This window comes from Chitinophaga arvensicola, from assembly GCF_900110835.1.
Classification (GTDB): Bacteria; Bacteroidota; Bacteroidia; order Chitinophagales; family Chitinophagaceae; genus Chitinophaga; species Chitinophaga arvensicola.
In genome coordinates, this window is sequence record NZ_FOJG01000001.1 from 1,700,511 (window position 1) to 1,725,778 (window position 25,268).

At 47.5% G+C, this 25,268-nt stretch carries 21 protein-coding genes; 16 read left to right on the forward strand and 5 right to left on the reverse strand.

Annotation, left to right across the window (positions count from 1 at the left end):
- Positions 1-18 precede the first annotated feature (18 nt).
- Both BMW79_RS07265 and BMW79_RS07270 read left to right on the forward strand, forming a co-directional pair.
- A complete protein-coding gene (locus BMW79_RS07265; RefSeq protein WP_089892519.1) occupies positions 19-1,611 on the forward strand; it encodes a RagB/SusD family nutrient uptake outer membrane protein in 1,593 nt (530 codons plus the stop codon).
- 280 nt (positions 1,612-1,891) lie between these two features.
- Positions 1,892-2,230 (forward strand): DUF6686 family protein, encoded by a 339-nt coding sequence (locus BMW79_RS07270; RefSeq protein ID WP_089892522.1) that lies wholly within the window; start codon positions 1,892-1,894, stop codon positions 2,228-2,230.
- Here the strand turns inward: BMW79_RS07270 and BMW79_RS07275 are convergent.
- Positions 2,227-3,615 (reverse strand): glutamate decarboxylase, encoded by a 1,389-nt coding sequence (locus BMW79_RS07275; protein WP_089892525.1) that lies wholly within the window; start codon positions 3,613-3,615, stop codon positions 2,227-2,229. The genes BMW79_RS07270 and BMW79_RS07275 overlap by 4 nt on opposite strands.
- Before the next feature lie 171 nt (positions 3,616-3,786).
- On the opposite strand from BMW79_RS07275, the gene aspT reads away from it, so the two are divergent.
- The 7 genes from aspT (at position 3,787) to BMW79_RS07310 (ending at position 12,149) form a co-directional block, all read left to right on the forward strand.
- Complete coding sequence (gene aspT / locus BMW79_RS07280; protein ID WP_089892528.1) at positions 3,787-5,490, forward strand: aspartate-alanine antiporter; 1,704 nt, start codon at positions 3,787-3,789, stop codon at positions 5,488-5,490.
- A 39-nt stretch (positions 5,491-5,529) separates the two neighbouring features.
- Positions 5,530-6,762, forward strand: coding sequence for a DcaP family trimeric outer membrane transporter (locus BMW79_RS07285; RefSeq protein ID WP_143059101.1), 1,233 nt, complete (start codon positions 5,530-5,532; stop codon positions 6,760-6,762).
- A 24-nt stretch (positions 6,763-6,786) separates the two neighbouring features.
- Positions 6,787-7,791 (forward strand): glutaminase A, encoded by a 1,005-nt coding sequence (gene glsA / locus BMW79_RS07290; protein WP_218150289.1) that lies wholly within the window; start codon positions 6,787-6,789, stop codon positions 7,789-7,791.
- A gap of 125 nt (positions 7,792-7,916) precedes the next feature.
- The gene (locus tag BMW79_RS07295) at positions 7,917-8,876 is read left to right on the forward strand and encodes a DnaJ C-terminal domain-containing protein (protein ID WP_089892534.1); all 960 of its coding nucleotides are present in this window, start codon (positions 7,917-7,919) and stop codon (positions 8,874-8,876) included.
- Positions 8,869-9,216 carry a damage-inducible protein D gene (locus tag BMW79_RS07300; RefSeq protein ID WP_143059102.1) on the forward strand — a complete coding sequence of 116 codons (348 nt, stop codon included), beginning with the start codon at positions 8,869-8,871 and terminating at the stop codon, positions 9,214-9,216. Before BMW79_RS07295 ends, BMW79_RS07300 begins: the two co-directional genes overlap by 8 nt.
- Positions 9,213-10,634 carry an MDR family MFS transporter gene (locus tag BMW79_RS07305; RefSeq protein WP_089892539.1) on the forward strand — a complete coding sequence of 474 codons (1,422 nt, stop codon included), beginning with the start codon at positions 9,213-9,215 and terminating at the stop codon, positions 10,632-10,634. Before BMW79_RS07300 ends, BMW79_RS07305 begins: the two co-directional genes overlap by 4 nt.
- 51 nt (positions 10,635-10,685) lie before the next feature.
- Positions 10,686-12,149 (forward strand): hybrid sensor histidine kinase/response regulator, encoded by a 1,464-nt coding sequence (locus BMW79_RS07310; protein WP_177192070.1) that lies wholly within the window; start codon positions 10,686-10,688, stop codon positions 12,147-12,149.
- A gap of 47 nt (positions 12,150-12,196) precedes the next feature.
- Here BMW79_RS07310 and BMW79_RS07315 read toward each other — a convergent pair whose 3' ends face one another.
- Positions 12,197-13,030 (reverse strand): CvfB family protein, encoded by an 834-nt coding sequence (locus BMW79_RS07315; RefSeq protein ID WP_089892545.1) that lies wholly within the window; start codon positions 13,028-13,030, stop codon positions 12,197-12,199.
- Between the two features lie 144 nt (positions 13,031-13,174).
- On the opposite strand from BMW79_RS07315, the gene BMW79_RS07320 reads away from it, so the two are divergent.
- Together BMW79_RS07320 and BMW79_RS07325 are read left to right on the forward strand one after the other, a co-directional pair.
- Positions 13,175-14,014 carry a sulfite exporter TauE/SafE family protein gene (locus BMW79_RS07320; protein WP_089892548.1) on the forward strand — a complete coding sequence of 280 codons (840 nt, stop codon included), beginning with the start codon at positions 13,175-13,177 and terminating at the stop codon, positions 14,012-14,014.
- 3 nt (positions 14,015-14,017) lie between these two features.
- Complete coding sequence (locus BMW79_RS07325; protein WP_089892551.1) at positions 14,018-14,413, forward strand: DUF1634 domain-containing protein; 396 nt, start codon at positions 14,018-14,020, stop codon at positions 14,411-14,413.
- Positions 14,414-14,550: 137 nt separating this feature from the next.
- Here the strand turns inward: BMW79_RS07325 and BMW79_RS07330 are convergent, their stop codons facing one another.
- A complete protein-coding gene (locus BMW79_RS07330) occupies positions 14,551-15,909 on the reverse strand; it encodes an alpha-L-fucosidase (protein WP_089892554.1) in 1,359 nt (452 codons plus the stop codon).
- 193 nt (positions 15,910-16,102) lie between these two features.
- Entirely contained in the window at positions 16,103-17,617 is a 1,515-nt protein-coding gene (locus BMW79_RS07335) for a malate:quinone oxidoreductase (RefSeq protein WP_089892557.1), read from the reverse strand.
- A gap of 213 nt (positions 17,618-17,830) precedes the next feature.
- Here BMW79_RS07335 and BMW79_RS07340 point away from each other — a divergent pair, with 213 nt between their 5' ends.
- Together BMW79_RS07340 and BMW79_RS07345 are read left to right on the forward strand one after the other, a co-directional pair.
- Complete coding sequence (locus BMW79_RS07340; protein WP_218150290.1) at positions 17,831-18,658, forward strand: metallophosphoesterase family protein; 828 nt, start codon at positions 17,831-17,833, stop codon at positions 18,656-18,658.
- Between the two features lie 39 nt (positions 18,659-18,697).
- Positions 18,698-19,336, forward strand: a complete 639-nt coding sequence (locus BMW79_RS07345) for an SMI1/KNR4 family protein (protein ID WP_089892560.1) — start codon at positions 18,698-18,700, stop codon at positions 19,334-19,336.
- A gap of 45 nt (positions 19,337-19,381) precedes the next feature.
- Here the strand turns inward: BMW79_RS07345 and BMW79_RS07350 are convergent, their stop codons facing one another.
- The gene (locus BMW79_RS07350) at positions 19,382-19,777 is read right to left on the reverse strand and encodes an SRPBCC domain-containing protein (protein ID WP_089892563.1); all 396 of its coding nucleotides are present in this window, start codon (positions 19,775-19,777) and stop codon (positions 19,382-19,384) included.
- Between the two features lie 58 nt (positions 19,778-19,835).
- On the opposite strand from BMW79_RS07350, the gene BMW79_RS07355 reads away from it, so the two are divergent.
- From BMW79_RS07355 to BMW79_RS07365, 3 genes are all read left to right on the forward strand, one after another.
- Positions 19,836-20,204, forward strand: a complete 369-nt coding sequence (locus BMW79_RS07355) for a VOC family protein (RefSeq protein ID WP_089892566.1) — start codon at positions 19,836-19,838, stop codon at positions 20,202-20,204.
- A 142-nt stretch (positions 20,205-20,346) separates the two neighbouring features.
- A complete protein-coding gene (locus BMW79_RS07360; protein ID WP_089892569.1) occupies positions 20,347-22,731 on the forward strand; it encodes an ABC transporter permease in 2,385 nt (794 codons plus the stop codon).
- Positions 22,732-22,787: 56 nt separating this feature from the next.
- Positions 22,788-25,262, forward strand: a complete 2,475-nt coding sequence (locus tag BMW79_RS07365) for a glycoside hydrolase family 9 protein (protein WP_089892572.1) — start codon at positions 22,788-22,790, stop codon at positions 25,260-25,262.
- The last annotated feature ends 6 nt before the right edge of the window (positions 25,263-25,268 follow it).

Consider the following 25,268-nt stretch of genomic DNA (forward strand, 5'->3'; position numbering starts at 1 on the left):
ACGTTAAAAAATCGCGACATGAAAAATATTTATCTCACTGGAATAGCGATCGGTTTTACTTTACTTTCCGCATGTACCAAGCTGGATGTAAAGGTGGAATCTGAGTACGTAAAGGAAAATTTTCCTACTACCGCAGATGGGTTTAACGCTGCATCCGGTCCTATCTATACACAACTGAGCGGAGGCTATGCAGTAGATTACTGGCGTATGCAGGAGCTTTCTACAGACGAAGCCATTATCCCTGCCCGTGGTGGTAACTACGTGGATGGTGGTCAGTATGCGCAGTTACACCGGCACAACTGGACACCGGATCATCCTACCGTAAAAAGTGTATGGCGTTGGGCATTTGGAGGCGTTAGTACCTGTAACCGTATCCTGTTACTTTTTGAAAAAGCGCCTGAAAGCAGTTCTAAAAAACTGGCAGTAGCAGAAGGGCGGGCCATGCGTGCGTTGTATTATTTCTACCTGATGGACCTGTATGGTAAAGTTCCTATTGTCACTACTTTTGGTGATCCAACACCACCGGAGCAATCCAGCCGTGAGCAGGTATTCAACTTTATAGAAAAGGAACTGAAAGAAGTAATACCATCACTCAGAACAGAAGTGGCGCAGGTAACTTACTCCAAGCCTACCAAATGGTTTGCATTTACCTTGCTGACAAAAATGTATCTCAACTCCGTGGTATATACCGGTAAGCCCAGATTTGCAGAAACCGTAGCCATGGCCGATAGCGTGCTGGTATCAAAGAAATATAGCCTGGATGATAGTTTTACCAGCATCTTTATGCCGGACAATGGTCCTCAGATTAAAGAAACCATTTTTGCCATTCCGTATGACGGTAACGTGATCAAAGGCAACCAGTTTTCCCGCTTTGGCTTACACACCAGCCTTGTGGTGAAATTCTCCCTGCCTTTCCGCCCAAGTATTGCGATGAGCACCATCGGTTCTTTCTATGATAAGTTCAATTTAGCAGGAGATGTGCGTAATACTACCTGGCTGGAAGGACCACAGGTGAATCCTGATGGCTCGCCTATTATGATCTCTACCACGAATAAAGGGCTGAACGACAGGTATACTGGTAGTGAGCCGGAGAAGAAGATCAACTGGCAACTCTCCTTCTCAAAGGAAATGGTATTACGTGATGTGCCCAGTATGGACATTGGTAATGATGAGCTGGCGAAGGCTGCCGGTGTACGTTCTATCAAATATTATCCTGATAAGAATACAGAGCCGTCTGAGCGTAATTCCAATAATGATGTGCCCGTTTTCAGGCTGGCAGATGTGATGCTGATGAAGGCAGAAGCCATTCTCCGGGGAGCAGCGGCTACAGCGGTAAACGGCGAGTTGCAAACACCGGATGTACTGGTGAATAAAATCCGTACCCGTGCACATGCACCACAGATCAGCAATACCACTGAGAATGATTTGCTGGAGGAACGTGCGCGTGAACTCGCCTGGGAAACCTGGCGCAGAAATGACCTGATCCGCTTTAAACAATTCGAAAATAGCTGGGGCTTTAAATCGGATGCAAACGTACTGCACCAGATCTATCCCATTCCTTTCGAAGAGATTACCCTCAATCCTAAGCTGCAGCAGAATCCAGGATATTAGTAAATAATAGTATCTGAATAAAAAGCGGTGATTTTCTTATCCATGGATAAGAAAATCACCGCTTTTTCCTTATTGCGTAAGTCGTTTTCCTGATCCGAGCATTCCCCCCGGATTTACTCCTTTACTTTTGTGTCATGTAATTAATACCCCGGCGTTATTAGCTATACATAGTAAATGCATCCGTTGTTTGCACCACCATATTTGAGTAGTAAAGAGTGATGAATTAAGTCCTGACAGCGGCCCTGATACGGCCGCTGGAGGCACAAACCATAGATAGCCCATGTGTAATTACCAGACATTATATCACGGCGCTGCAGGATACGTCATCCGCTGCCCGCATTGCAAAGGTCTTCAGCTCGCATTCGGTACTACCGTTGTTAACCTGGATATCACCGAATTTGAATGTTTTAAAAAAATGGTCACTCGGTTATCGGATGACCACTATCATTCAGCGGAGAATGAAAAAATGATTTGTTTGCCTTTACCGGCAGATCATGTGATGATGCTGGTAACACCTGCGGAAATAGTAGATCTGGCAGAAATGACGGCCGAAGTGCAGGCTTTGCTCGATACCTACCAGATCCTGGAAACTTCTTCCGGCGTGGGTAGCGCCGACTAGTGATGGAAACCGCCGCTTTCCTGCTGTGTCAGCGGCTTTCTCACCGGGTTCTCTTCAAAGTATTTTACGCAACGGGTGTAATCCTGGATCAGCATGTCTGCCATATCCCGGCTGAAGCCGTGACGGATCAGCACACGTTGTACTACAATATCATTCGCAGCGCCGGTAAGCGGATAAGAAGCTATCTGCCAGCCACGGGAGCGGATCTTGTCGGAAATATCATATAACGTAAAGCCGTGATCACCAGGCTTTAAAGTCCAGCAAGCCCCTGGCAGCCCTCCCTGACCATTGTAAAGAATATCAAAATGCCCCAGTTTTCCTATCGCCTCTGCTATATAATGCGCATGATCCAGGCAGGACTGTTGTAACTTCGTATAGCCTTCCCTGCCATGACGCAATAAGTTGTAATACTGTGCTACAATTTGTCCGCCAGGCCTGGAGAAATTCAACGCAAACGTAGGCATATCACCCCCCAGGTAATCTACCCGGAAAATCAGTTCTTCCGGCAGGTCCTCTTTCTCCCGCCAGATTACCCAACCCACACCTAACGGACTTAAACCATATTTATGTCCGGAAGCATTGATGGATTTTACACGGGGAATGCGGAAATCCCATACGAGATCAGGGGTAACAAAAGGTGAAATGAATGCACCACTGGCGCCATCCACATGAATAGGAATATCCCAGCCTTTTTCTTTCTGTAGTTTATCCAAAGCTTTCGCAATTTCTGCTACCGGCTCGTACATCAGGGTGAAGGTAACGCCAAAGGTAGGTACTACGCCAATCGTGTTTTCATCGGCCAGTTCCAGTACTTTTTCCGGCGTAAGATTATAACGGCCATGTTCCATGCCTACTTCCCGTAATTCCACGTCAAAGTAACGGGCAAATTTATGCCAGCATACCTGTACCGCCCCGCAAATCAGGTTGGGTTTGTCGGTGGATTTTCCTTCTTTCTGCCTTTTTTTCCGCCATTGCCATTTCAGGGCAAGACCGCCCAGCATGGCTGCCTCACTGGAACCGGTGGTGCTGCAACCCATGGTGCTGGCACTGTCTGGCGCATTAAACAGATCGGCGAGAATATGTACACACCTGTTTTCAATTTCAGCAGTTTGTGGATATTCATCTTTGTCGATCATGTTTTTATCCAGGCACTCATCCATTAATTTATGTACATATTCATCCAGCCATGTCTGGCAAAAAGTGGCGAGGTTCATCCTCGAATTGCCATCCAGCATTAATTCATCATGTACCAGGTGATATACAGTACGCATATCCTGCGCCTCCTCAGGTATCTTGTATTTCGGAATACTTTCCCTGCTGTCTGCGGATGCGTATAACCCTAAGCGGGAATTCTCATTCTCCTTTTTCTTGATAAATAATGGCATAACAATGTGGGCTTAATTGTTAGGAAATTCGTTTTGTTGTCTAACAACCGGATGAACCACTTGTTCAGCCCTTATCAAAATTCATATCTGGTGAACAAATAGGGAATGACCTGTGTTACCTATTACGACTGAAATTATGACCATTTTCTTCTTCTTATAATCCAGATATAAATGAATTGGTTACATCATACCTTCCAGGAATATCCTGAATTGGCCATTTTTCTCACACTGGCTGCAGGTTTTTTTATTGGCAGTATCCGTGTCGGTAAATTTTCGTTAGGATCCGTAACTGGTGTGCTGTTGATGGGCGTGATCGTTGGGCAGATGGATATACAGGTGTCTGCAAATGTGAAGTCAGTTTTTTTCCTGATGTTTCTTTTTGCAGTAGGCTACAGCGTAGGGCCGCAGTTTTTTCGTGGCCTGAAAAAGGATGGTTTGCCACAGGTGTTATTCGCCGCACTCATGTGCGTGGTATGCCTCATAGCCCCCTGGCTGTTATCAGTAGCGGTAGGCTATAACGTGGGGCAGGCGGCTGGTTTGATTGCCGGCTCACAAACCATATCGGCCGTGATGGGAGTAGCGGCAGATACAATTAACCAGGTTAATCTCAGTGCAGAGCAAAAGCAGGTAATGATCAATGCCATGCCGGTTTGTTATGCAGTGACCTATATCTTTGGTACCGCAGGTTCTGCATGGCTGTTGTCCAGCATCGCCCCGATGATGATGGGCGGTATTGATAAAGTAAGAGCTGCCTGCAAAGAACTGGAGAAAACCATGGGAGCCGGTGATCCTACGCAGGATCCGGGCATGCGTTCCGCTTTTATTCCGGTTACTTTCCGTGCCTATGCAATTGATGCCTCTTCCATTGCAGCCGGCAAATCGGTACAGCAACTGGAGCTGGAATTAGGGCAACGCGATCATCGTTTATTTGTAGAGCGTATCCGTCAGCAGGATAAGAAAATAGTTGATCCCACACCGGAGTATATTATTAATCCGGGAGATGAGATTGTGCTGAGTGGCCGCCGGGAGTTCATACTGGGCGAAGAACACAGTATTGGTACGGAGATCGTAGATGTGGAACTGCTGAATTTTCCGGTGGAGAATGTGCAGGTATTTGTGATGAACAAAGGCGTGGTGGGTAAAACGGTGAAAGAATTACGCGCCATGGATTATATGCATGGTATACCGGTACAGAGTATAAGACGTGCGGGTATTGCCATGCCGGTGTACCCCGAAGCGGTGCTGGAAAGCGGCGATCATGTGGAGCTGGTGGGGTATAAAAAAGATATGGACAAAGCGGCGAAAGCCATTGGGTATGCCGATATTCCAACAGAAAAAACAGACATGATATACGTAGGGCTGGGCATCGTGCTGGGTGGTTTGGTGGGGGCTATGAGCATCCGCATAGGTGGGGTGCCGCTGAGCTTAAGTACCAGTGGTGGTGCGCTCATTGCCGGATTGATCTTCGGTTGGTTACGCGGACAGCATCCTGCTTTTGGCAAAATTCCGGAACCGGCTTTGTGGGTGATGAACAATGTAGGATTAAACACCTTCATCGCGGTGGTGGGTATCACTGCAGGTCCGAGTTTCGTGGCAGGCTTTAAGGAAGTAGGCTGGGGACTTTTCCTGGTGGGCATTGCCGCTACCTCTATTCCGCTGCTGGTGGGCGTGTTGATGGCCAAATACATTTTTAAATTTCATCCGGCGCTGGTGCTGGGTTGTACCGCCGGTGCAAGAACTACCACTGCGGCATTATCTGCTATACAGGAAGAAGTACAAAGTAACCTGCCCGCATTGGGATATACGATTACCTACGCGGTGGGCAATACCTTGCTCATCATCTGGGGAGTGGTCATCGTACTGCTGATGACCTGATTGGTTGTGATTAACTATTCATCATAAATGAGATATATCGTGATAGCAAGATCTACCCGTTGCTCCCGTGTGTACTTAAGTGTAGCCTTTACCGTAGTATTACTGTATATAATGACGACTCGTGTATCAGCACAAACAGATACCGCAGAAAATGGCAGGGGGCTGACCCGTAATATGATTGAAGGAGGAAAAACGCAGGGTTTTCTCTTTACCGATGTAAAGGGCATCCGCCTGCAATTCAGCGGATATGTACAGGCCGATTTTATTCACGATTTCAAGGAAATTGGCAATATACACGCCATGCAGCCGTCTACCATCCCGGTGCCTTCACTGAGTGATGGTAATACAGCCTTCACCGTCCGGCAGTCCCGTTTTGCTTTTACCGCCTTTGGCGCTCCCGATGCAAAAGGACGCGCCCTGAAAGCGGTCCTGGAATTTGATCTCTGGGGAAGTTTATCCGGCGCACCAAGATTGCGTCACGCGTACATTCAACATGGAAAATGGACCTTCGGCCAGTACTGGAGCAACTTTATGGATGATGACAACTGGCCGAACATCATGGATTACTGGGGGCCCAATTCCTACGTATGGACCCGACAGGTGCAGTTACGGTTTACACAACAGTTATCGCCCTCCATGAAGTTTTCCGTATCAGCAGAACAGCCAGGCGGCGATGTGTCTATTCCTGCCAGCTGGAGCAACCGCACGGTATATCCGGATGTTACTGCCGCCTTTCAGAAAAATTTCGGGAAGAACAATATCAGCCATATCCGCCTGGCGGGATTATTACATCCCATCGATTACAGGAATGCGGATAGTACGAAGAAGACAAGTATTGGGGCGGCCTTTAATCTCTCCGGTAACATTACCCTTTCCAAAAATGATGATATCAAGTTCCAGTTTGCCTATGGCACCGGTTACGGAAAGTACAGTGAAGACATCAGCGGGGAAGGGCTGGATGGATACGCTGGTGTGAATGATAAGAGCATTACCAATATCAATATGCTGGCTACCTGGCTGTACTACGATCACTTCTGGACAAAGAGCCTGGGCTCTACTATCGGTTACGGCTATCTGAAATTAAATACCGCAGATCTTAATATGCCTGCAGGCACATTGAAAGCCACACATTACGCATCTTTCAATACAACGTATTACTTTACATCCTTCTTTAAAATTGCAGGTGAAGTATTGTATGGAAAGCGGGAAAATACCGATGATAAATCCGGAGATGATATCCGGGCGCAGTTCAGTGCTTTCTTCAAATTCTGATCATCTGCATAAAATTAAAAAGCTATGAAAATTGTAATAACGCTGCTTGTGCTGCTAACGATGGGTATCACGGAAGTGAACGCCCAGAAAAAAGCAAAGCCCATTGATTTTAACGCAGTCATCAACGAAGCCTACAGCCTGTTCAAAAATGAAAAAGGCGGAAAGAATGCAGATTATATCCCGTTCCTCGACAAAGTGAACTCAGATATGTACGGCATTGTGATCGTTACAAAAGAAGGACAGGTGTACCAGGTTGGAGAAAATAAGTTTGAATTCGGTATAGAATCTATCGAAAAAGTATTTACGCTTTGTATGGCTATGGAAATATACGGCGACAGTGTAATCCTGGATAAGATAGGCGCCAATCAAACCGGGCTGCCTTTCAATTCTGTGCCGGCGATAGAGCTGGATGGCAAAAGGCCGTCCAATCCCCTGGTGAATGCCGGCGCTATGGCCACTACGAGCCTGCTCACCAGTCACTTTGGCCACGCCGAAGCATGGGACAAGGTAAATGCCTATTTCGCAAAATTTGCGGGGCGTAACCTGACGGTGCTGGATGAACTGTATAAATCGGAGGCCGCTACCAATGCACATAACCAGGCGATTGCCATGTTGTTGAAATCTTACGGCTATATGTACGATGATCCGTTATATGCCTGCGATTTCTACACCAAACAATGTTCTTATGGGGTCAATACCCGCGACCTCGGTATTATGGCGGGTACACTGGCGAACGGCGGCGTAAACCCGGTAACGAAGGAACGCCTGATCAAAGAAAAGTATGTGCCTAAGGTACTGGCTATTATGGGTACTACCGGCCTGTACGAAACCACGGGCGAGTGGATGTTTAAGGTAGGATTGCCCAGCAAAAGCGGTGTAGGCGGCGGCATTATATCCGTAGTGCCCGGCAGATATGCCATTGCGGTGTTCTCTCCCCCGCTGGATAAAGCCGGCAACAGCGTACGCGCCCAGATGGCGATCCAGTATATTTCTGATAAACTGGATGCTAATATTTATTCAGATAAATAGTCCATTTGTATGCCAGCCTGAATTGGTGAACGGTACCGGTGCGCCGGACACTGTTCACCAATTAGTTTTCATGGTTAATTCGTAAATTCATAAAACAAGTTATCACCTTAACATGTTTTAGAGCTATGGACGTAAAGGATTATTATAAGATACTGGGAGTAGAGAAAACGGCAACAGCTGAGCAGATTAAGAAAGCCTACCGTAAACTCGCGGTGAAGTATCATCCGGATAAGAATCCCGATAATAAAGCCGCTGAAGATAAATTTAAAGAGATCAATGAAGCCTACGAGGTACTGAGCGACGCAGACAAGCGTAAGAAATATGACCAGTTCGGGGAAAACTACAAATACTACGAACAGCATGGCGGCCGGCCGGAAGATTATGACTGGGGCCAGTATGGCGGTGGTGGTGCAGGCGGACAGCGGCATACCTATTCCTATGGCGGTGGCAATATGGATGATATGTTTGGCGGCGCCGGTGGGGATGGTAATTTCTCAGATTTCTTTGAACAGCTTTTTGGCAGCCGCTTTTCCGGTGGCAGTCGCCGGCAGCAAGGGCCCGGCAAAGGGCGCGATGTGCAGGCCACCATGGAAGTATCCCTGGAAGATGCCTATACCGGCGCCACCAGGCAGGTGGAAGTGGGCGGCAGCAGGCTTAATATCAAGCTGAAACCAGGCTTGTATGAAGGGCAGGTAATCCGGTTGAAGGGAAAAGGCAATCCCGGCCGCAGCGGCGGCGAAAGCGGCGATCTCCTCATTACCATACACCTGGCGCCACATCCGCAGTATGAATTGAAAGGACAGGATATCCACACAGAACTGGCTTTGCCTTTGTATACAGCGGTGTTGGGCGGCAAAATAACGGTGAACACACCGGGCGCCTCCCTGAACATGAATATTCCGGCCGGTACCGACAGCGGCAAGGTATTCCGTTTAAAAGGAAAAGGAATGCCGGCCTATAACAACACTGGATCGGCAGGCGATTTGTACATCAAGGCAATGGTACATATACCAACAAATCTTTCCGACAAGGAAAAAGAATTGTTTCAGCAACTTTCACAATTAAATGAGAATGGGCATGCTTAAACTTTTTGATTATCTGGAAGAGGTGATTTCCACGGAGCGAATTTCACAGCTGAATAACCCAAGGCTGTTGTATACCGCCAGCGAGATTATGCAGGAACTGGGTTATGGTCAGTCCGGTATGGAGCAGGAACCGCTGGACAGGGCCATGCATGCCTGCGCTGCCCTGAACATCCCGGTGGATTTCAACTTTAAGAAAGTATACTGCTTCAGGGATGGTGAACTCACCACTGACTGGCAATTGTCTGAACTGGCTACCTACCTGTTCATGATCAACTGCAATCCGCTGAATCCCTTCGTGGCAAAGGCGCAACTGATATTTATGATGAAAGACCGGGTATGAGAGATATCAACCGGACAGGCATCCTGATAGTGGTCATTATGGGCACTACGATGGCCGGCATAGACTCAAGCATCGTCAATATATCCCTTCCCGTTATGAGCAAGCAGTTTAACTGTACGCTCGACGAAATAGAATGGGTAATTACGGTATATATGCTCAGTTTTTCCGTGCTGATGCCGCTCACCAACTGGCTCAAAAACAGGATCGGCTTTTTCAATCTTTATATCGGTGCCATTTCCCTTTTTACCTTAGGCTCCCTGATGTGTGCATTGTCTACCAGCCTGGATTCCCTGCTGGTGGCCCGTGTGATACAGGCATTGGGCGGCGGTGCCATGGCGCCTACGTCTATGGCCATTATCTCCTATGTGTTTCCTGCCAGGGTACGTGGTACCGTGCTCGGATGGTGGGGACTGGGCAACCTGGTGGGGCCGGCAATGGGACCAACTTTAGGTGGTATTCTCACGGAAAAATTCGGCTGGCCTTCTATTTTCTATATCAACCTGCCCATTGGGATTATCACGGTTATACTGGCTTACCGTTACCTGGATGTGCTGCGTAAACAGCCTAAATTGAAGCTGCCATTCGATCTTACCGGTTTTGTGGCCCTGACCATATTCCTGGTTTGCCTGCAATACGGCATTGCCAGGGCAGAAGTAATAGGCATCACTTCCCCTGAAATACTGGTGACCCTGAGTGTGGCGCTGATAGCGTTTGCGGGTTTTATCTGGATAGATAAACATAAACAGGAACCTATTATGAACCTGGATCTGTTCACCAATTATTCCTTTGTGAGTTGTATCCTCGTCACTATTTCCAGGGCAGCCGCCCTGTTTGGCGGCCTCTTTCTCATGCCATTCCTGTTGCAGGAGCAGATGGGTTTTTCAGAAGGCATGTCCGGCTTGCTCATATTACCCAATTCAGTATTTATGGCGGTGCTGATGCCTTTTGCCGGCAAATGGTCCGATAAACATGGCTCCCGGGAGATCTCCATGATGGGAATTACTCTGCTGGCCGTATCGATGTATCTTTTTGCGCTGCTGGATAAAGGCAGCACTATCCCGGAGGTGATCATTGCCATGACCGTAAGGGGGCTGGGAATGGGATTGCTGCTGGCGCCGCTGAATGCCGCTACACTCAGTTCTGTGCGCCCCAGTGAGGTGACGATGGCTTCTTCTATCAGCACCCTGATGCAACAGGTAGGAGGCGCTATCGGTATTGCCGTGCTGGCTATTGTAACGCAGGCCGCCTACAATAAACATGTATTGTCCGGCAAAGAAGGACATTATGCACATCACCTTGCCCTGAAACAGGGTTTTCATATCTCGCTGTTTATCCTGCTGGTGACGCTTATTCCTGCCTGGTTCCTGCCTCGCAGGAACGTGGTGCTGAAAGATACCGAAGCCCATATCGACACCTGATTATTTTAGTGCATGATTATTGGTAAGGATAGGGTAACTTTTCCGGCACTTATGGCAACAAATGGCAAGAAGCATATCCTGATGATCGATGATGATGAAGATGATTTTTTCCTCGTTAATTCACTGCTACAGGATATTTCACCCGATCAATATGTATTACAATGGGTATCCTCCTATAAAGAAGGATTACTGGCAATAGAAACACGTGCACACGATCTTTACCTGGTGGATTATCGCCTCGGTGCTTACACCGGTATAGATGTGTTGCATCATTTCCGCAACCTGGGATATAAAGCCCCCGTTATCCTGTTTACCGGGAAAGGCGATTATGTGATAGACCGGGAAGCCATGCAGGCAGGAGCATCTGATTATCTTGTTAAAAGTGAAATCAATGCAGCGTTGCTGGAAAGGGCCATCCGTTATACCCTCGATAAATTCAGCCATCTCCAGGCGATAGAAAAAAGTGAAAAACGTTATTTCAGCATCTTTGAGAAATCCAATGACCTGATCCTGCTGGCGGATTGCGAGCATAAGATCGTGGCTGCTAACCCGGCTGCTCTCAGTGTACTGAAGTATGACGAAGAGGAGCTGTATAACAGCCACCTGCAGGGATTATTTGCGGAAGAAGCTGTGATCAAGGATTTCCTGGATCAGCTCTGTACAGAAGAAGGGGTGGTGCAGAAGGAATATGTATTCTGCAGCAAATCAGGGCAGCAGCTGGATGTAATGATCAACGCTTCCCTGCTCGATGAGAAGAAGCAATTATACCTCTGCATTATCCAGGATATTACTGCCCGCAAGCGTAAGGAAAGGGAAAAGCAGCAACAGGAGAAATTCGCTATTACTGGCCGTATTGCCCGCCTGATTGCACATGAGGTCCGCAATCCGCTGACAAATATCCTGCTGGCCGTTTCCCAGATCAAAGCGGAGCCGGTGGCCGAAACAGAAGATGCGCAGCTCTATCTCGATATTATGGAGCGTAACTGTCACCGGATTAATCACCTGGTTACCGAATTGCTGCAATCCACCCGTATGTCGGAGCTGAATATGCTGCCGATGGGGTTGAATGCACTGGTGGAAAAAGCGCTGAGCCTTGCCGCCGATCGCTCCCAGCTGAACAATATTGCGGTTATTAAAGAATTGTGCGCGCCGGATTGTAATATCCTGGCGGATGAGGATAAGATTATCATTGCCTTCCTCAATATCATTATCAATGGTATTGAAGCAATGAAGCCGGGAGAGGGCCGTTTAACCATTAAATCCTGGCAGGAAGCCGGTAAAGTGTTTATTCGTATATCCGATAACGGTAGTGGAATTTCTCCACAGAACCTGGCTAAATTGTTTGAGCCTTTCTTTACCAATAAAACAAAGGGAACGGGTCTTGGGTTAACTGCCACACAGAACATCATATTGCAGCATAAAGGTACTATTGCCGTGGAAAGCACACTGGGAGAAGGTACCAGTTTCCTGATTACTTTCCCGATTGCAGGAGCAGAGGAGCCCGACAAGGAATAAAACAGCTGGTGAGTAAATGCGGATAATGCATTTACTCACCGTTCCGGTTATACGTTTTCTTCTGCTTTGATACCTGTTTGGGTAAATACAATTTTCCGTTGTTTGTAAAGGCTGCCAATGGTCATTTTGAACGTTTTCTTGCTCATACCAAAGAACTCCTGTATTTCTTCCGGGGAGGATTTATCGTGATAAGGCAGGTAGCCATCATTTTCCTGCAGGAGACGCAGGATTTTTTCAGACTCATCTTCTACCCTGTTAAAGCCCGGTTTACCGAGGATTACATCAATTTTATCACCTTTGATCTGACGGATAAATCCGGTCAGTTTGTCTCCGATTTCTATAGAGCGGAATAGTTCGTTGTGGTGTAAAATACCGGTGTGCAGGTTGTTGATGATCACTACATAGCCAATATCGGTACGGCGGTACACTACCAGGTTTACCTGGTCCTTTTCCTGTACGGTGAGATTTTCGTTGCTCAGGTACCTGTCCAGCTTTTCGGTGGCAGCCAGGCGCCCCGTCATTTCATCGATATATATTTTCACCAGGTATTCCTGTCCGGGCGCCATGCGGGTGAGCTGTTGGGAAGAAGCCACAAACAGATCTTTCATCAGGCCCCAATCCAGGAATGCGCCCTGGTTGGTAACGCTTACGGTTTTCAGCAGCACAATATCCCCTGCAATGCCGAACGGCCGCTGGGTAGTGGCAATCAGGCGGTTTTCAGAATCATGGTAAAGAAATACTTCCAGTTCATCGCCTACACGGGTACCATCGGGCACAAATCGGGTGGGTAACAGGATTTCCTGATCTACGCCTTCGAGGTACACACCAAAATCAGCTTCTTTTTTTACCCTTAACAGGTTGTATTCACCCACCTTTATCATAAAAAACGATTAATTGTCAGGGTGCAAGTTACTTATAGATTGCCGGATTGCGAGAATCATATTCTGCTTACTTTTGTAAATAGCGGATATCAGGCGCTTTGTAATTCCCCGGTATCCGCTCTAAAAAACCAACCAAACCATCTTATGACGATTTTATCATTTACCCTGATCCTCCTCTGCGGGGCCTTTTTGGCTGGCCTGCTGGGGTCGCTGACCGGCTTAGGCGGCGGCGTTGTGATCATTCCTTTGCTCACCCTTGTATTTCATGCCGATATCCGGTATGCTATCGGCACTGCATTGGTGGCGTCTATTGCCACTTCTTCCGGATCAGCTTCAGCGTATGTAAAGGAGGGCATCACCAATATCCGGCTGGGTATGTTCCTGGAAATAGCTACTACCACAGGGGCTGTTGTGGGGGCGCTCATTGCGGTGTACATGCCTACCAATGTGGTGGCCATTATTTTCGGACTGGTGCTTATTTTCTCTTCTTTGATGTCTTTCCGGAAGAAAATGGAATTTCCGGCCGACAAAGGAGATAGTAAACTGGCGGAACAGTTGCGGCTCAACGGGAGTTATCCGACTACCGAATCGGGCGTGGTGAGTTATAAAGTGCACCATGTACCAGGTGGTTATTTCATGATGACCTTTGCCGGTGTGATGTCGGGCTTGCTGGGTATTGGGTCCGGTGCGCTGAAGGTGCTGGCCATGGATAATATCATGCGCATTCCTTTTAAGGTGTCTACCACCACCAGCAATTTCATGATCGGAGTTACGGCAGCTGCCAGTGCTGTGGTATACCTGCAACGCGGGTATATTTCTCCCGGCCTGTGTATGCCGGTGGTACTGGGTGTGCTGGCGGGTGCATTTGCCGGTTCCCGGTTACTGACCCGTGCCAACGTGAAAGGATTACGTATAGTCTTTAGCGTTGTTATCGGGTTTCTCGCGTTGCAAATGATCTATAATGGTTTCACCGGAAAACTATAAACAATGAAACAGGTATTTTCTAAGTATTTCCGGGACAAGGATATTCAACAGCTGATTGGTAAGCAACTACGTATAGGCGTTATTGTTTCCAGTGTTATGGTTTTTATTGGTGGTGTGATCTACCTGATCCGTCACGGGCATGAACAGCCTTCCTATGGCGACTTTACCGGTGTACGGGAAGGGCTCGCCGATCTGCCGGGAATCTGGCAGGGGGTGTTGGAAAACAAGGGCATGAATATTATTCAATTGGGTATTGTGTTGCTGATTGCCACACCTATTATTCGTATTGCCTTTTCAGTGATTGCTTTCTTGTTGGAGAAAGATTATTTGTATGTAGGTATTACGCTCCTGGTATTAGGCATCATTGTATTTAGTATGATGGGAGGCCTGGCGGGGTAGGTGATTATCTGGTATAATTTTCAGGGATATTAAAAAAATCGGGGAGATAGAAGTGGATATAACCGCTTTTGTCTCCCCGAAATATTAAACAACAGTATCGCCATTGATTTAATGCTATTCCGTTTACAGAGCACAAGTTAAAGACGAACCGCAATGACTGCATCAATCAGATCCGGCGCTGCAGCGGGAACATTGATCACCAGTTCATCCCCATTGCTGGTGGCTTTCAGCTGTTTGCCATTCGCCAGCAGGCGTACATTTTTCACTTTACCGGTTATGCCGGGAACATGTAGTTGTCCGTCTGTTGGCCAGTTGAATACGTGCAGGTACAGGGTGGTGTCTGTGCCAGTTGTTTTCCTGGTGCACCGGCCCCAGGAGAGGGGTGGCAGCGGACTGCCCTGTGTAGCGTAGATGGATTCACCGTTTACTTTCATCCACTGGCCGATGCCTTTCAGGGCGGTAAGACTTCCATCCGGGAATTGTCCCAGGGCGTCAGGTCCTACATTCAGCAGGTAGTTACCGTTCTTGGAGGCGATATCTGCCAGGTTTCGTATAAGCGTTTCCGTACTTTTCCATTTATGGTCATAATCTTTGTAGCCCCAGGTGCCGTTCATGGTCATGCAGGTTTCCCAATCGGCGCCATCCAGTTCTGCTGCGCCGGGAATTTTCTGTTCCGGTGTTTTATAATCGCCTGCAAAATTGGGTCTTTTTAAGCGGTCGTTGGTAATAATGTTGGGTTGCAATTGCAATGCGTCCTGCAGCTTCTGGGCATATTCGTCTGTCATGTTGGTAGGCGTGTCCCACCAGAGCACGGCCACTTCGCCGTAATTGGTGAGTAGTTCTTTTACCTGCGGCACGGCTACTTTATCTATGTATTCAGACATGGAGGCACTGGTTTGCAACGGATCCCAGTGGCCGGTATGTGCCTGTGTATAGGCGTCGATTTGTGTGGAATCCGGATTGGGCCAGCCTTCTGTGGCTATTTTACGTGCAGCGGCGCCGCCGGGATTATTCCAGTCCTGCGCCTGTGAATAATAAAAGCCGAGTTTGATACCATATTTCTTACAGGCAGCGGACAGTGGGGCGAGTACATCTTTACCGTAAGGAGTGGCGTCTACGATGTTCCATTTGCTGGCGGCGGATTTAAACATGGCGAATCCGTCGTGGTGCTTGGCGGTGATGACAATATATTTCATACCGGCATCCCGGGCGGTTTTTACCCAGGCATCTGCATTGTATTTAACCGGGTTGAATTGTTTGGCAAATTGCTGATATTCAAGAACGGGGATTTTGCCCCGGTTCATGATCCATTCGCCGCCCCGGCCCACCTGGTGACCTTTGTAATTGCCGGCCAGCTGGGCATAGTCGCCCCAGTGGATAAACATGCCAAAACGGGCGTCCCGCCACCATTGCATACGCTGGTCGCGTGTAGGGGTTTGCTGGGCGTGAAGAAGGGCTGCGGGTAATAGCAGCAGGAAGAGGAATAGCTTTTTCATAACCTTATTGTGGATAAAGCATATAATGCAATCGTTTGCATAATGCGGGTAAAAAATAAGCGCTGTTGCGCTGATCTTTCTCAATTCACAATAAATATCTGCAAAAACAATGAATCAGAATGGGCTGATTTTATCGTAGTCTGGTGTTTTTTTATTGGGCTGCCATGTTTCGGCAGCCCAATAAAAAATATAGTTATGCCATTTCCATTTCGCGCAGTTCCAGCACCTGTGTGGTCCATGTACGCAGCTCATCGCAGAGTGCAGGATTATTCAGGAGTGATTGCCCGTAGGAAGGGATCATTTTTTTCAGTTTGATCTGCCATGCTTCTGTTTCCACTTCGTCTTTAAAGCAGCGTTTCAGCAGGTTCAGCATAATGGATACAGCGGTAGATGCACCCGGAGAAGCTCCCAGCAGTGCGGCGATGGAGCCATCGGCAGCGCTTACTACTTCTGTACCGAATTCCAGGATACCGCCATGTTCAGGATCTTTCTTGATTACCTGTACACGCTGACCGGCAATTTCCAGTTCCCAGTCTTCCATTTTGGCTTCCGGGAAATATTCACGCAAGGCTTCGAGGCGGTCTTCCGGTTTCTGTCTTACCTGTGCAATCAGGTATTTGGTCAGCGGGATGTTATCCAGTCCGGCAGATACCATTGGCCGGATGTTATTGGCTTTGATGGAGAGCGGCAGGTCCATAAAGGAGCCGTTCTTCAGGAATTTAGTGGAGAATCCGGCATAAGGTCCGAACAGCAGGGCTTTCTGGCCATCTATCATGCGGGTATCCAGGTGGGGAACCGACATAGGAGGCGCACCCACAGAGGCTTTACCATATACCTTTGCACGGTGTTGTGCAATGATTTCCGGGTTATTGCAACGCAGCCACTGACCGCTTACCGGGAAGCCACCAAAACCTTTTCCTTCCGGAATGTCTGATTTTTCCAGTAATGGCAGGGATCCGCCACCAGCGCCAATGAATACGAATTTTGTTTTGATGGTTTGTTTTTCGCGCGTTTCGCGGTTCTTTACCTTGATCAGCCAGCTGCCATCTTCGTCCTTTTTAAAGTCACGCACATCATGGTTGAAATGCATGCTTACTCCGTCCATTTTCTCCAGATGGTTAAAAAGTGCACGGCTTAATGCGCCAAAGTTCACGTCTGTACCCATTTCCATGTGGGTAGCAGCTACTTTCTGGGCGGCATCGCGACCTTGCATCACCAGGGGCATCCAGGCTTTCAACTTTTCCTGATCCTCAGAATACTCCATGGTTTTGAACAGATGACACTGTTGAAGGGCTTTGTAGCGCTTTTTGAGATAATCCACGTTCTCTTCTCCCCAAACAAAACTCATGTGGGGAACAGATTGTATAAACTCGTGCGGATTAGAAATGATGTTATTTTCTACCAGGTAGGACCAGAACTGACGGGACACTTCAAATTGCTCTGCAATGTTCACCGCTTTTTTAATGTCTACTGATCCGTCCTGCTTCTGTGGTGTGTAGTTCAACTCACAAAAAGCGGAGTGTCCTGTGCCCGCATTATTCCATGCATCGGAACTTTCTGCTGCTGCCACATCCAGTCTTTCGAAAATTGCTATGGTTAACCCGGGTTCCAGCTCTTTCAGGAGCATTCCAAGTGTGGCGCTCATGATTCCGGCGCCGATTAAAACCACATCCGGACCTGTTCCAGCTGTACTCTTGCTTCTAAACATAACCCCATTTTTATTCGAGGTGCAAAGTTACAATCAAAACACTTATGCAGGGAGAATAAATTGGTCATTTTACACACTTTAACAATACTATTACAATTCTTTCTGAATGGATTGAAAGTTTTGAATTTATCAGAGCGGATATATAATTTTATCTTTTGGTTAAGCATTTGGGAATGAAATAATTGACTATCCGGAAAGTTTATTTTTATTTTTATGATGAACAGACGTACTTTTTTTAAGGGAGTTTCCGCTGCGGTAGTCATCTCCGCCTGCGGTAAATTAGTGAACGCTGTTGCTCCCCGGCATTTCGATAGTAAAACCATTTATCGCTTTGCGGTAGGGTCCGACTGGCACTATGGAGAGCCTAAAACACCGTACGATCAATACTTTCAGGACCTGCAATCTGCTTTTAACCAATATCAGCAACAGTATCCCTGCGAATTTTTTGTGCTCAACGGAGATGTGATCCACAATGATCCTGCCCTGTTGCTACCCGCTGCTGCCAAATTGAAACAATTACATCCCAAATTGCTGGTTACACGCGGAAATCATGATATGGTGACCCCGGCTGCCTGGGAAAACGCCTGGGGCATGCCCTTGAATCATGATGTGGTAATCGGCAACCAGGTTATCCTGCTCGGCGACACTGCCGATGAAAAAGGCAAATACCTGTGCCCCGATATCAGCTGGTTTACCCGTAAACTGGACCAATACAAGAACGCCTCCAATATATTTATCTTCTTACATATTACTCCCGTAAAATGGACCGATAATGGGCTGGATTGTACCGAGTTCCATGCACTTATTAAAAAGTATCCGAATATCCGGGCGGTATTCAACGGACATGACCACGACCAGGACGGCGTGAAAATGCTGGAGAATACTAACATCCCCTTCCTGTTCGACGGACATATCGGCGGCAGCTGGGGTGTAGGCTATCATGGTTTCCGCGTAGTGGAACTAAAGGAAGACGGCAGCCTTCTTTCCTTTATTATGAATCCGCTGAAAAGACAGAACGAAAGGGTTTTTCCGAAAGTTTAGCTATTTTGCCGGTACATTCGGGATGCTAAATGATTATCTATGCTGGAGGAACTTGAAAAAGACTACGGATTCACCTATCCAACGCTTTACAAACAATTATATAAAGATGGTATGCTGAACTGGGGTGAGTTTGGAGAAGATTGGCTGGATAAGGTGTATCCCGCCATCAAAACTGCTCCACCATTACTCCTGTATGCCAGCGACCTGGAAATAATGGACCTGCCCACCGTGGACGAAGAAATGGACGAAGGATTGCTGTTTGCAGATCCCGTACACCAGTTCGTGCCCTTTGCCATGAGCGGCGCCGGCGACTGGTTTGCCTTCTATTACAACCTGCAAAATGGAGATGATGTACCGGTAGTGCAGGTATTTCATGACTCCAATGAGGCTTGTATACTGGCCAAAAATCTGCAGGACTTTATCTTCCTGCAAATGCTGGAAGCCGTGACAGACCTCGATCCGAAGTATTCCCCACTGATCATGCACGGAAATATGAAGGAGAATTGCCGTAATTTTTTACGCACACATGCACCCTATCTGACACCACATCAGGCGCAGATCGTAGAAGCTGTATATGATTTCGGGAGACTGACGAATGTGGCGCTGCATGAAATTGTGGAGAAGGAAATGAGTTTTGAATGGCTGGATAGCAGCTTTCCTTATCAGACGAGAGGGTAATATAGCTGACTAAAAATGGATCTCATTTTTAGTCAGCCTTTTATATTAATCCTTATAAAAATCAATCAACGAACCAAAATACTGTTCATTCCATCCCGCAATAATATCCTCATAGGCTTCATCGGGAATATTCACATGCTTCAGTTCCACATCTGTACCTTTGGGCGACGGATGCAGTTTGATAGTGACTACAGATGGCGTTTCTTCTTCCTCTTCTTCATCATCCATGAAATACCATTGCTGCACAATTTTTTTGTCCTGCTCAAATTCCAGGTTCCTGCCTACAATGCTTCCTTCCCATAATGCGAATTCTGAGCCCGGTTCGGTAGACATTTCTGCCACTTCACCTGTCCACAGCTGAATGGTAGCGGGATTGGTAAGCGCAGCATACACTTCTTCCGGAGGTGCAGCCAGTATAAAATGTTTTTTGTAATCTTTCATGGTTTCAAAGCTACTGAATTGATGAATTATTATTTACTTTTCTATAAAATTTGAGCATATGCAATTAACCAAACTGATCCCGAATATATTTTATTCTGATATGAAAGTGGGTTTACAGCTATTTGTGGATACACTGGGTTTTGCCGAAGCTTACAGGGATGACAGCGGGGAACAACCCTTCTGTATCATCAAACGGGATACCCTCGTTATTCACCTCATAGAAAGCCATGAATGGGCCATCAAAGACCGCCCGGAAATACGCCTGGAAACAGATGATATCAACGCCGCCTTTGAACTGGTGAAAGGAAGTCACCCGGAATTATTGCACCCCAACCTGCCGGAAATAAAGCTGCAACCCTGGGGGACGCTGGAATTCGCCCTGAGAGACGCAGAAGATGTATGTGTGATCATCCAGCAACCTGCGTGATTGTTCGTTTCCGGTCAACGGCTGTTCATTTATGAACATAATGCTGGTTTTGTTTCCGCTGTAATCCTTTGTGGTAAAGGCCATGCAACTATGGCTGTTTTCTTGTGTCCTTACACCATTCAGCTGTCTAAATCCCGTTGCCATGATCAAAAATTACCTGAAAATAGCCTTCAGGAACCTCTTGAAGAATAAAGGAACTTCTTTTATTAACATCTTTGGTCTGTCTGCCGGTATGGCGGTGACCATGTTGATCGGTCTCTGGATCTGGAATGAATTGTCGTACGACAAATATTACCAGCATTACGACCGCATTGCAGAAGTATGGCAACGGCACACTTTCGGAACGGAAGCAGGCGCTTTTAACTCTATGCCTATTCCCCTGGCGGCCACACTGAAAAGTGCTTACCCGGAAGATTTTAAACATGTTATCCTCGCATCTGACGGTACTCATACTTTGTCTGCCGGCGACCAGAAATTTACCCGCACCGGTACTTTTGCAGAACCGGAAAGTACCGATATGTTTTCCCTGAAAATGCTGAAAGGCACCCGTGGCGGCCTGAAAGAACCAGCTTCCATCCTGTTGTCTGCCAGTCTTGCTACCGCTTTATTCGGTGATAAAGATCCCATGGACCAACTGGTAAAACTGGATAATAGCCGCGAGCTGACGCTTAAAGTTACCGGTATCTACGAAGATTTTCCTGATAATACTTCCTTTGCAGGAACCGATTATATAGCGCCATGGCAGCTGTTTGTAAATCACTGGGACTGGATCCGTAATATGAAAGATAAGTGGGACTTCAATTGTACCCACATATTTGTGCAGATCGCCGATAATGCCGAGATGGATAAAGTGTCCCGCAAAATCAGTAAAGTCATTGCGCAATACACCAAAGCAGATCCCGGCATTACTAAAGAACTGTTCCTGCACCCGATGAGCAGATGGCACCTGTATTCTTCATTTGAAAATGGGGTGAGCAGCGGCGGTCAGATACGTTATGTGCAACTCTTCGGTCTTATCGGCCTGTTTGTACTTATATTGGCCTGTATCAACTTTATGAACCTCAGCACCGCCCGGTCTGAGAAGCGGGCAAAAGAAGTAGGTATCCGTAAAGCCATTGGTTCGATGCGTCGTCAGCTGATCTGGCAGTTCCTCAGCGAATCGATATTGATTGCACTTTTCTCGTTTGTATTGTCTGTTCTTTTTGTGCTTTTCATCCTGCCCTGGTTTAACCAGGTAGCGGATAAACATCTGCATGTGTTGTGGGCCAATCCCGTGTTCTGGCTGATAGGGCTGGGCTTCAGCCTGTTGACCGGTTTGCTGGCCGGCAGCTATCCCGCGTTATATCTTTCTTCCTTCCAACCGCTCAGGGTGTTAAAAGGAACGTTTCATGCGGGCCGTTTTGCGGCAGTACCCCGCAAAGCTTTGATCATCGTACAGTTTACCGTGTCCGTTTTTCTGATCATTGGTACGGTGGTGATTTACCGGCAGATACAATTTGCCAAAGACCGCCCCGTTGGCTATACACGTAACGGTTTACTATCTATACAAATGACTACTCCGGAAATTTACCGTAACTACAACGCTATCCGTGAAACACTGACGGGAAGCGGTATGGTGACGGCAGTGGCAGAGTCGCAGGGCCCCATCACGGATATATGGACCAGTGAAGGAGGATACGACTGGAAAGGCCGGCTTCCGGATCAGCAGGATGGTTTTAATGTGATCGGTGGAAGAATGGACTATGGTAAAACTATCGGCTGGCATTTTAAAGAAGGACGTGACTTCTCTCCGCAGTTTGCCTCGGATTCCATGGGACTGGTACTGAATGAAGCCGCCGCAAAGTATATGGGTTTCGAACATCCGGTAGGAGAAATTATCCGTAAGAACAACGAAGAATATCATGTACTCGGTGTGGTACAGAATATGATTATGCTGTCGCCCTATGAAGAAGTAAGACCTGCTATTTACTATCTTTTAAAGGAAGGTGGCAACTTTGTCAACATCCGTATCAATCCTGATGTGAGCACCGCCAAAGCCATGGCTACTATCCAGTCGGTGATGCAGCAGTATAACCCGGCAGCTCCCTTTGAATACAAATTTGCGGACCAGGAGTACGCGAAGAAATTTGGGGTAGAAGAACGCATCGGTCAGTTATCAACCTTCTTTGCTATCCTGGCTATTTTGATCAGCTGCCTCGGTTTATTCGGATTGGCCTCTTATCTGGCAGAGCAACGTACCAAAGAAATTGGTATCCGTAAAGTAATGGGTGCTTCTGTTTTCCAGCTATGGAAAATGTTGTCGAAAGATTTTGTAGTGCTGGTTTCTATCTCCTGCTGCATTGCGATCCCGGTGGCCTGGTATTGCCTGAACAAATGGTTGCTCCAATATACTTACCACACTACTATCGTATGGCAGATTTTTGCGTGTACCATGCTGGGCGCTTTGCTGATAGCATTGATCACAGTGAGCTATCAGGCAGCAAAAGCAGCCCTGGCTAATCCTGTAAAGAGCCTGCGCGCCGAGTAAGATTTCTTTTTCAGAGCTGCGGTAAAATGGGTATTTTTATAGATACCCATTGAATAATGAAAATTACCCTGCTGGTCATTACATTACTCGGACTGTATATATTCGGTCAGGCAGAGCCACCGGCCGCCTGCATCCGTATTAATCAGCTGGGATATCTTCCCGCTGGTGTTAAAGCGGCAGTATGGGGCGGCAAAAATACAACGCCTCCGCAGCGCTTTCAACTGATTGCGGCAGCTACCGGTAAAGTAGTTTTTACCGGTAGCACCGGTAAGCTGTTTGGTGCATACGGCCCGTTCAGTCAAACCTGCCGGCTGGATTTTTCCGCTTTCACCTCTCCCGGAAATTACTACCTGAAAACAGACAGTATTGTTTCTCCTGCTTTTCGTATAGACGATGACGTTTATGCCGGTACCCCTGATTTTCTGCTCCGTTATATGCGGCAGCAAAGAAGCGGTTTTAACCCGGTACTGAAAGATTCCTGCCACACCCACGATGGATACACCATGTACGGCCCTATGCCCGACAGCACACATATCGACGTAGTGGGCGGATGGCATGATGCGACCGATTATCTCCAGTATGTCACCACTTCCGCCAATGCTACCTTTCATCTGCTGGCGGCTTACCGCGATTTTCAGGGAGTTTTTGGAGATGAATATGCAGCTAATGGCCTTTCCGGCAGCAATCATATCAAAGATGTGCTGGATGAAGCAAAATGGGGCCTTGACTGGCTGCTGAAAATGCATCCTGCTGCGACGATCATGTTTAACCAGATTGCAGATGACCGGGATCATCATGGACTGCGCTTACCCGGTGAAGATAATTTCTATGGAAAAGGTTTTGAACGGCCGGTATACTTTTGCACAGGACTCCCGCAGGGACTAGGGAAATACAAAAATAAGACTACCGGTGTCGCCTCTACGGCAGGGAAATTTTCCAGCGCCTTTGCACTTGGATATACGTTGCTGCAGCATAGCGATAGCAATTATGCACAACTGCTGAAAACAAGGGCATTGTCGGCCTGGCAAATGGGAATACAGCAACCCGGTGTTTGTCAGACTGCCTCTGTATTATCGCCTTACATTTATGCAGAAGACAACTGGACAGATGATATGGAGCTGGCGGCCGCTGCTTTATTACAGGTTACGGAGAATGAAGAGTATCGCCGGGCTGCCGGCAAGTATGCTGCCTCTGAAAAAGTAACACCCTGGCTGGGCGCAGATACGGCTCATCACTACCAGTGGTATCCCTTCATTAACCTGGGCCATTATGAACTGGCGCGCCAAAGCAAGGGCGCTGAAAGAGCCGAGCTGACAGGATATTACGAAACCGGTATTGAGCGCGTGTGGAATAAGGCCCGTCAGAATGCTTTTTACAGAGGCATTCCGTTTATCTGGTGCAGTAATAATCTCACTACTTCCTTTGCTATTCAGTGCTACTGGTACCGGCAACTCAGCGGAAAAAATACCTTTGCCGCATTGGAGCAGGCAAACATTGACTGGCTCTTTGGCTGCAATCCGTGGGGTACCAGTATGGTGTATGGTTTGCCTGCATCCGGTGATGCGCCTACGGATCCGCACGCGGCCTTTTCTGCCGTTGGGCATTATCGGGTGGATGGCGGACTGGTGGATGGTCCCGTGTATACCAATATCTATAAAAATCTGATCGGTATCCGTTTGTCGAAACCCGATGTGTATGCAGATTTTCAGAGTGACCTGGCCGTTTACCACGATGATGTGGGCGATTACAGCACCAATGAACCTACTATGGATGGCACAGCTTCCCTCGTATACCTGCTGGCGGCTAAAGCCCAGGAAGGCGCCGGAAAACGGCAATATGATCATGGCGGTATTGTCCGGGGAGATAGTAGTAAAAAGCAACTCACGCTTGTTTTTACGGGAGATGAATTTGCGGACGGGGGACCTTTGATCCGTAAAACATTGCAACAATTGCAGGTAAAAGCAGCGTTCTTTTTTACCGGGAAATTTTATCAGCAGCCCGCTAACCGGGTGCTCCTTCGCCAATTGAAAGCAGACGGGCATTACCTTGGCGCACATGGTGATCAGCATCTGTTGTATTGCGACTGGCAAAACAGGGATAGTTTGCTGGTGAGCAAACAACAGTTTCTTGATGACCTGCGGGCGAATTATGAAAAGATGGCTGCGGCTGGTATCAGTGCAACAGCGGCGCCGTTCTTTTTACCTGCCTACGAATGGTATAATGATAGCATCGCTGCATGGACTGCCGGCGTGGGTTTACAACTCGTCAATTTTACGCCCGGTACCCGCTCCAATGCCGATTACACCTATCCATCTATGGGAAAACAATATCGTAGCTCCAATACGATTTATGAATCGATACTGGCGTATGAAGAGAATCGTCCGGCAGGACTTAATGGTTTCCTGCTCCTGATGCACATCGGTACCGATCCCCGTCGTACCGACAAGTTTTATCAACAACTACCGGCATTGATCGGGGCATTGAAAAAGCGGGGTTATCATTTCACTTCATTAAACACTTTACTCCGGTAACCTTAT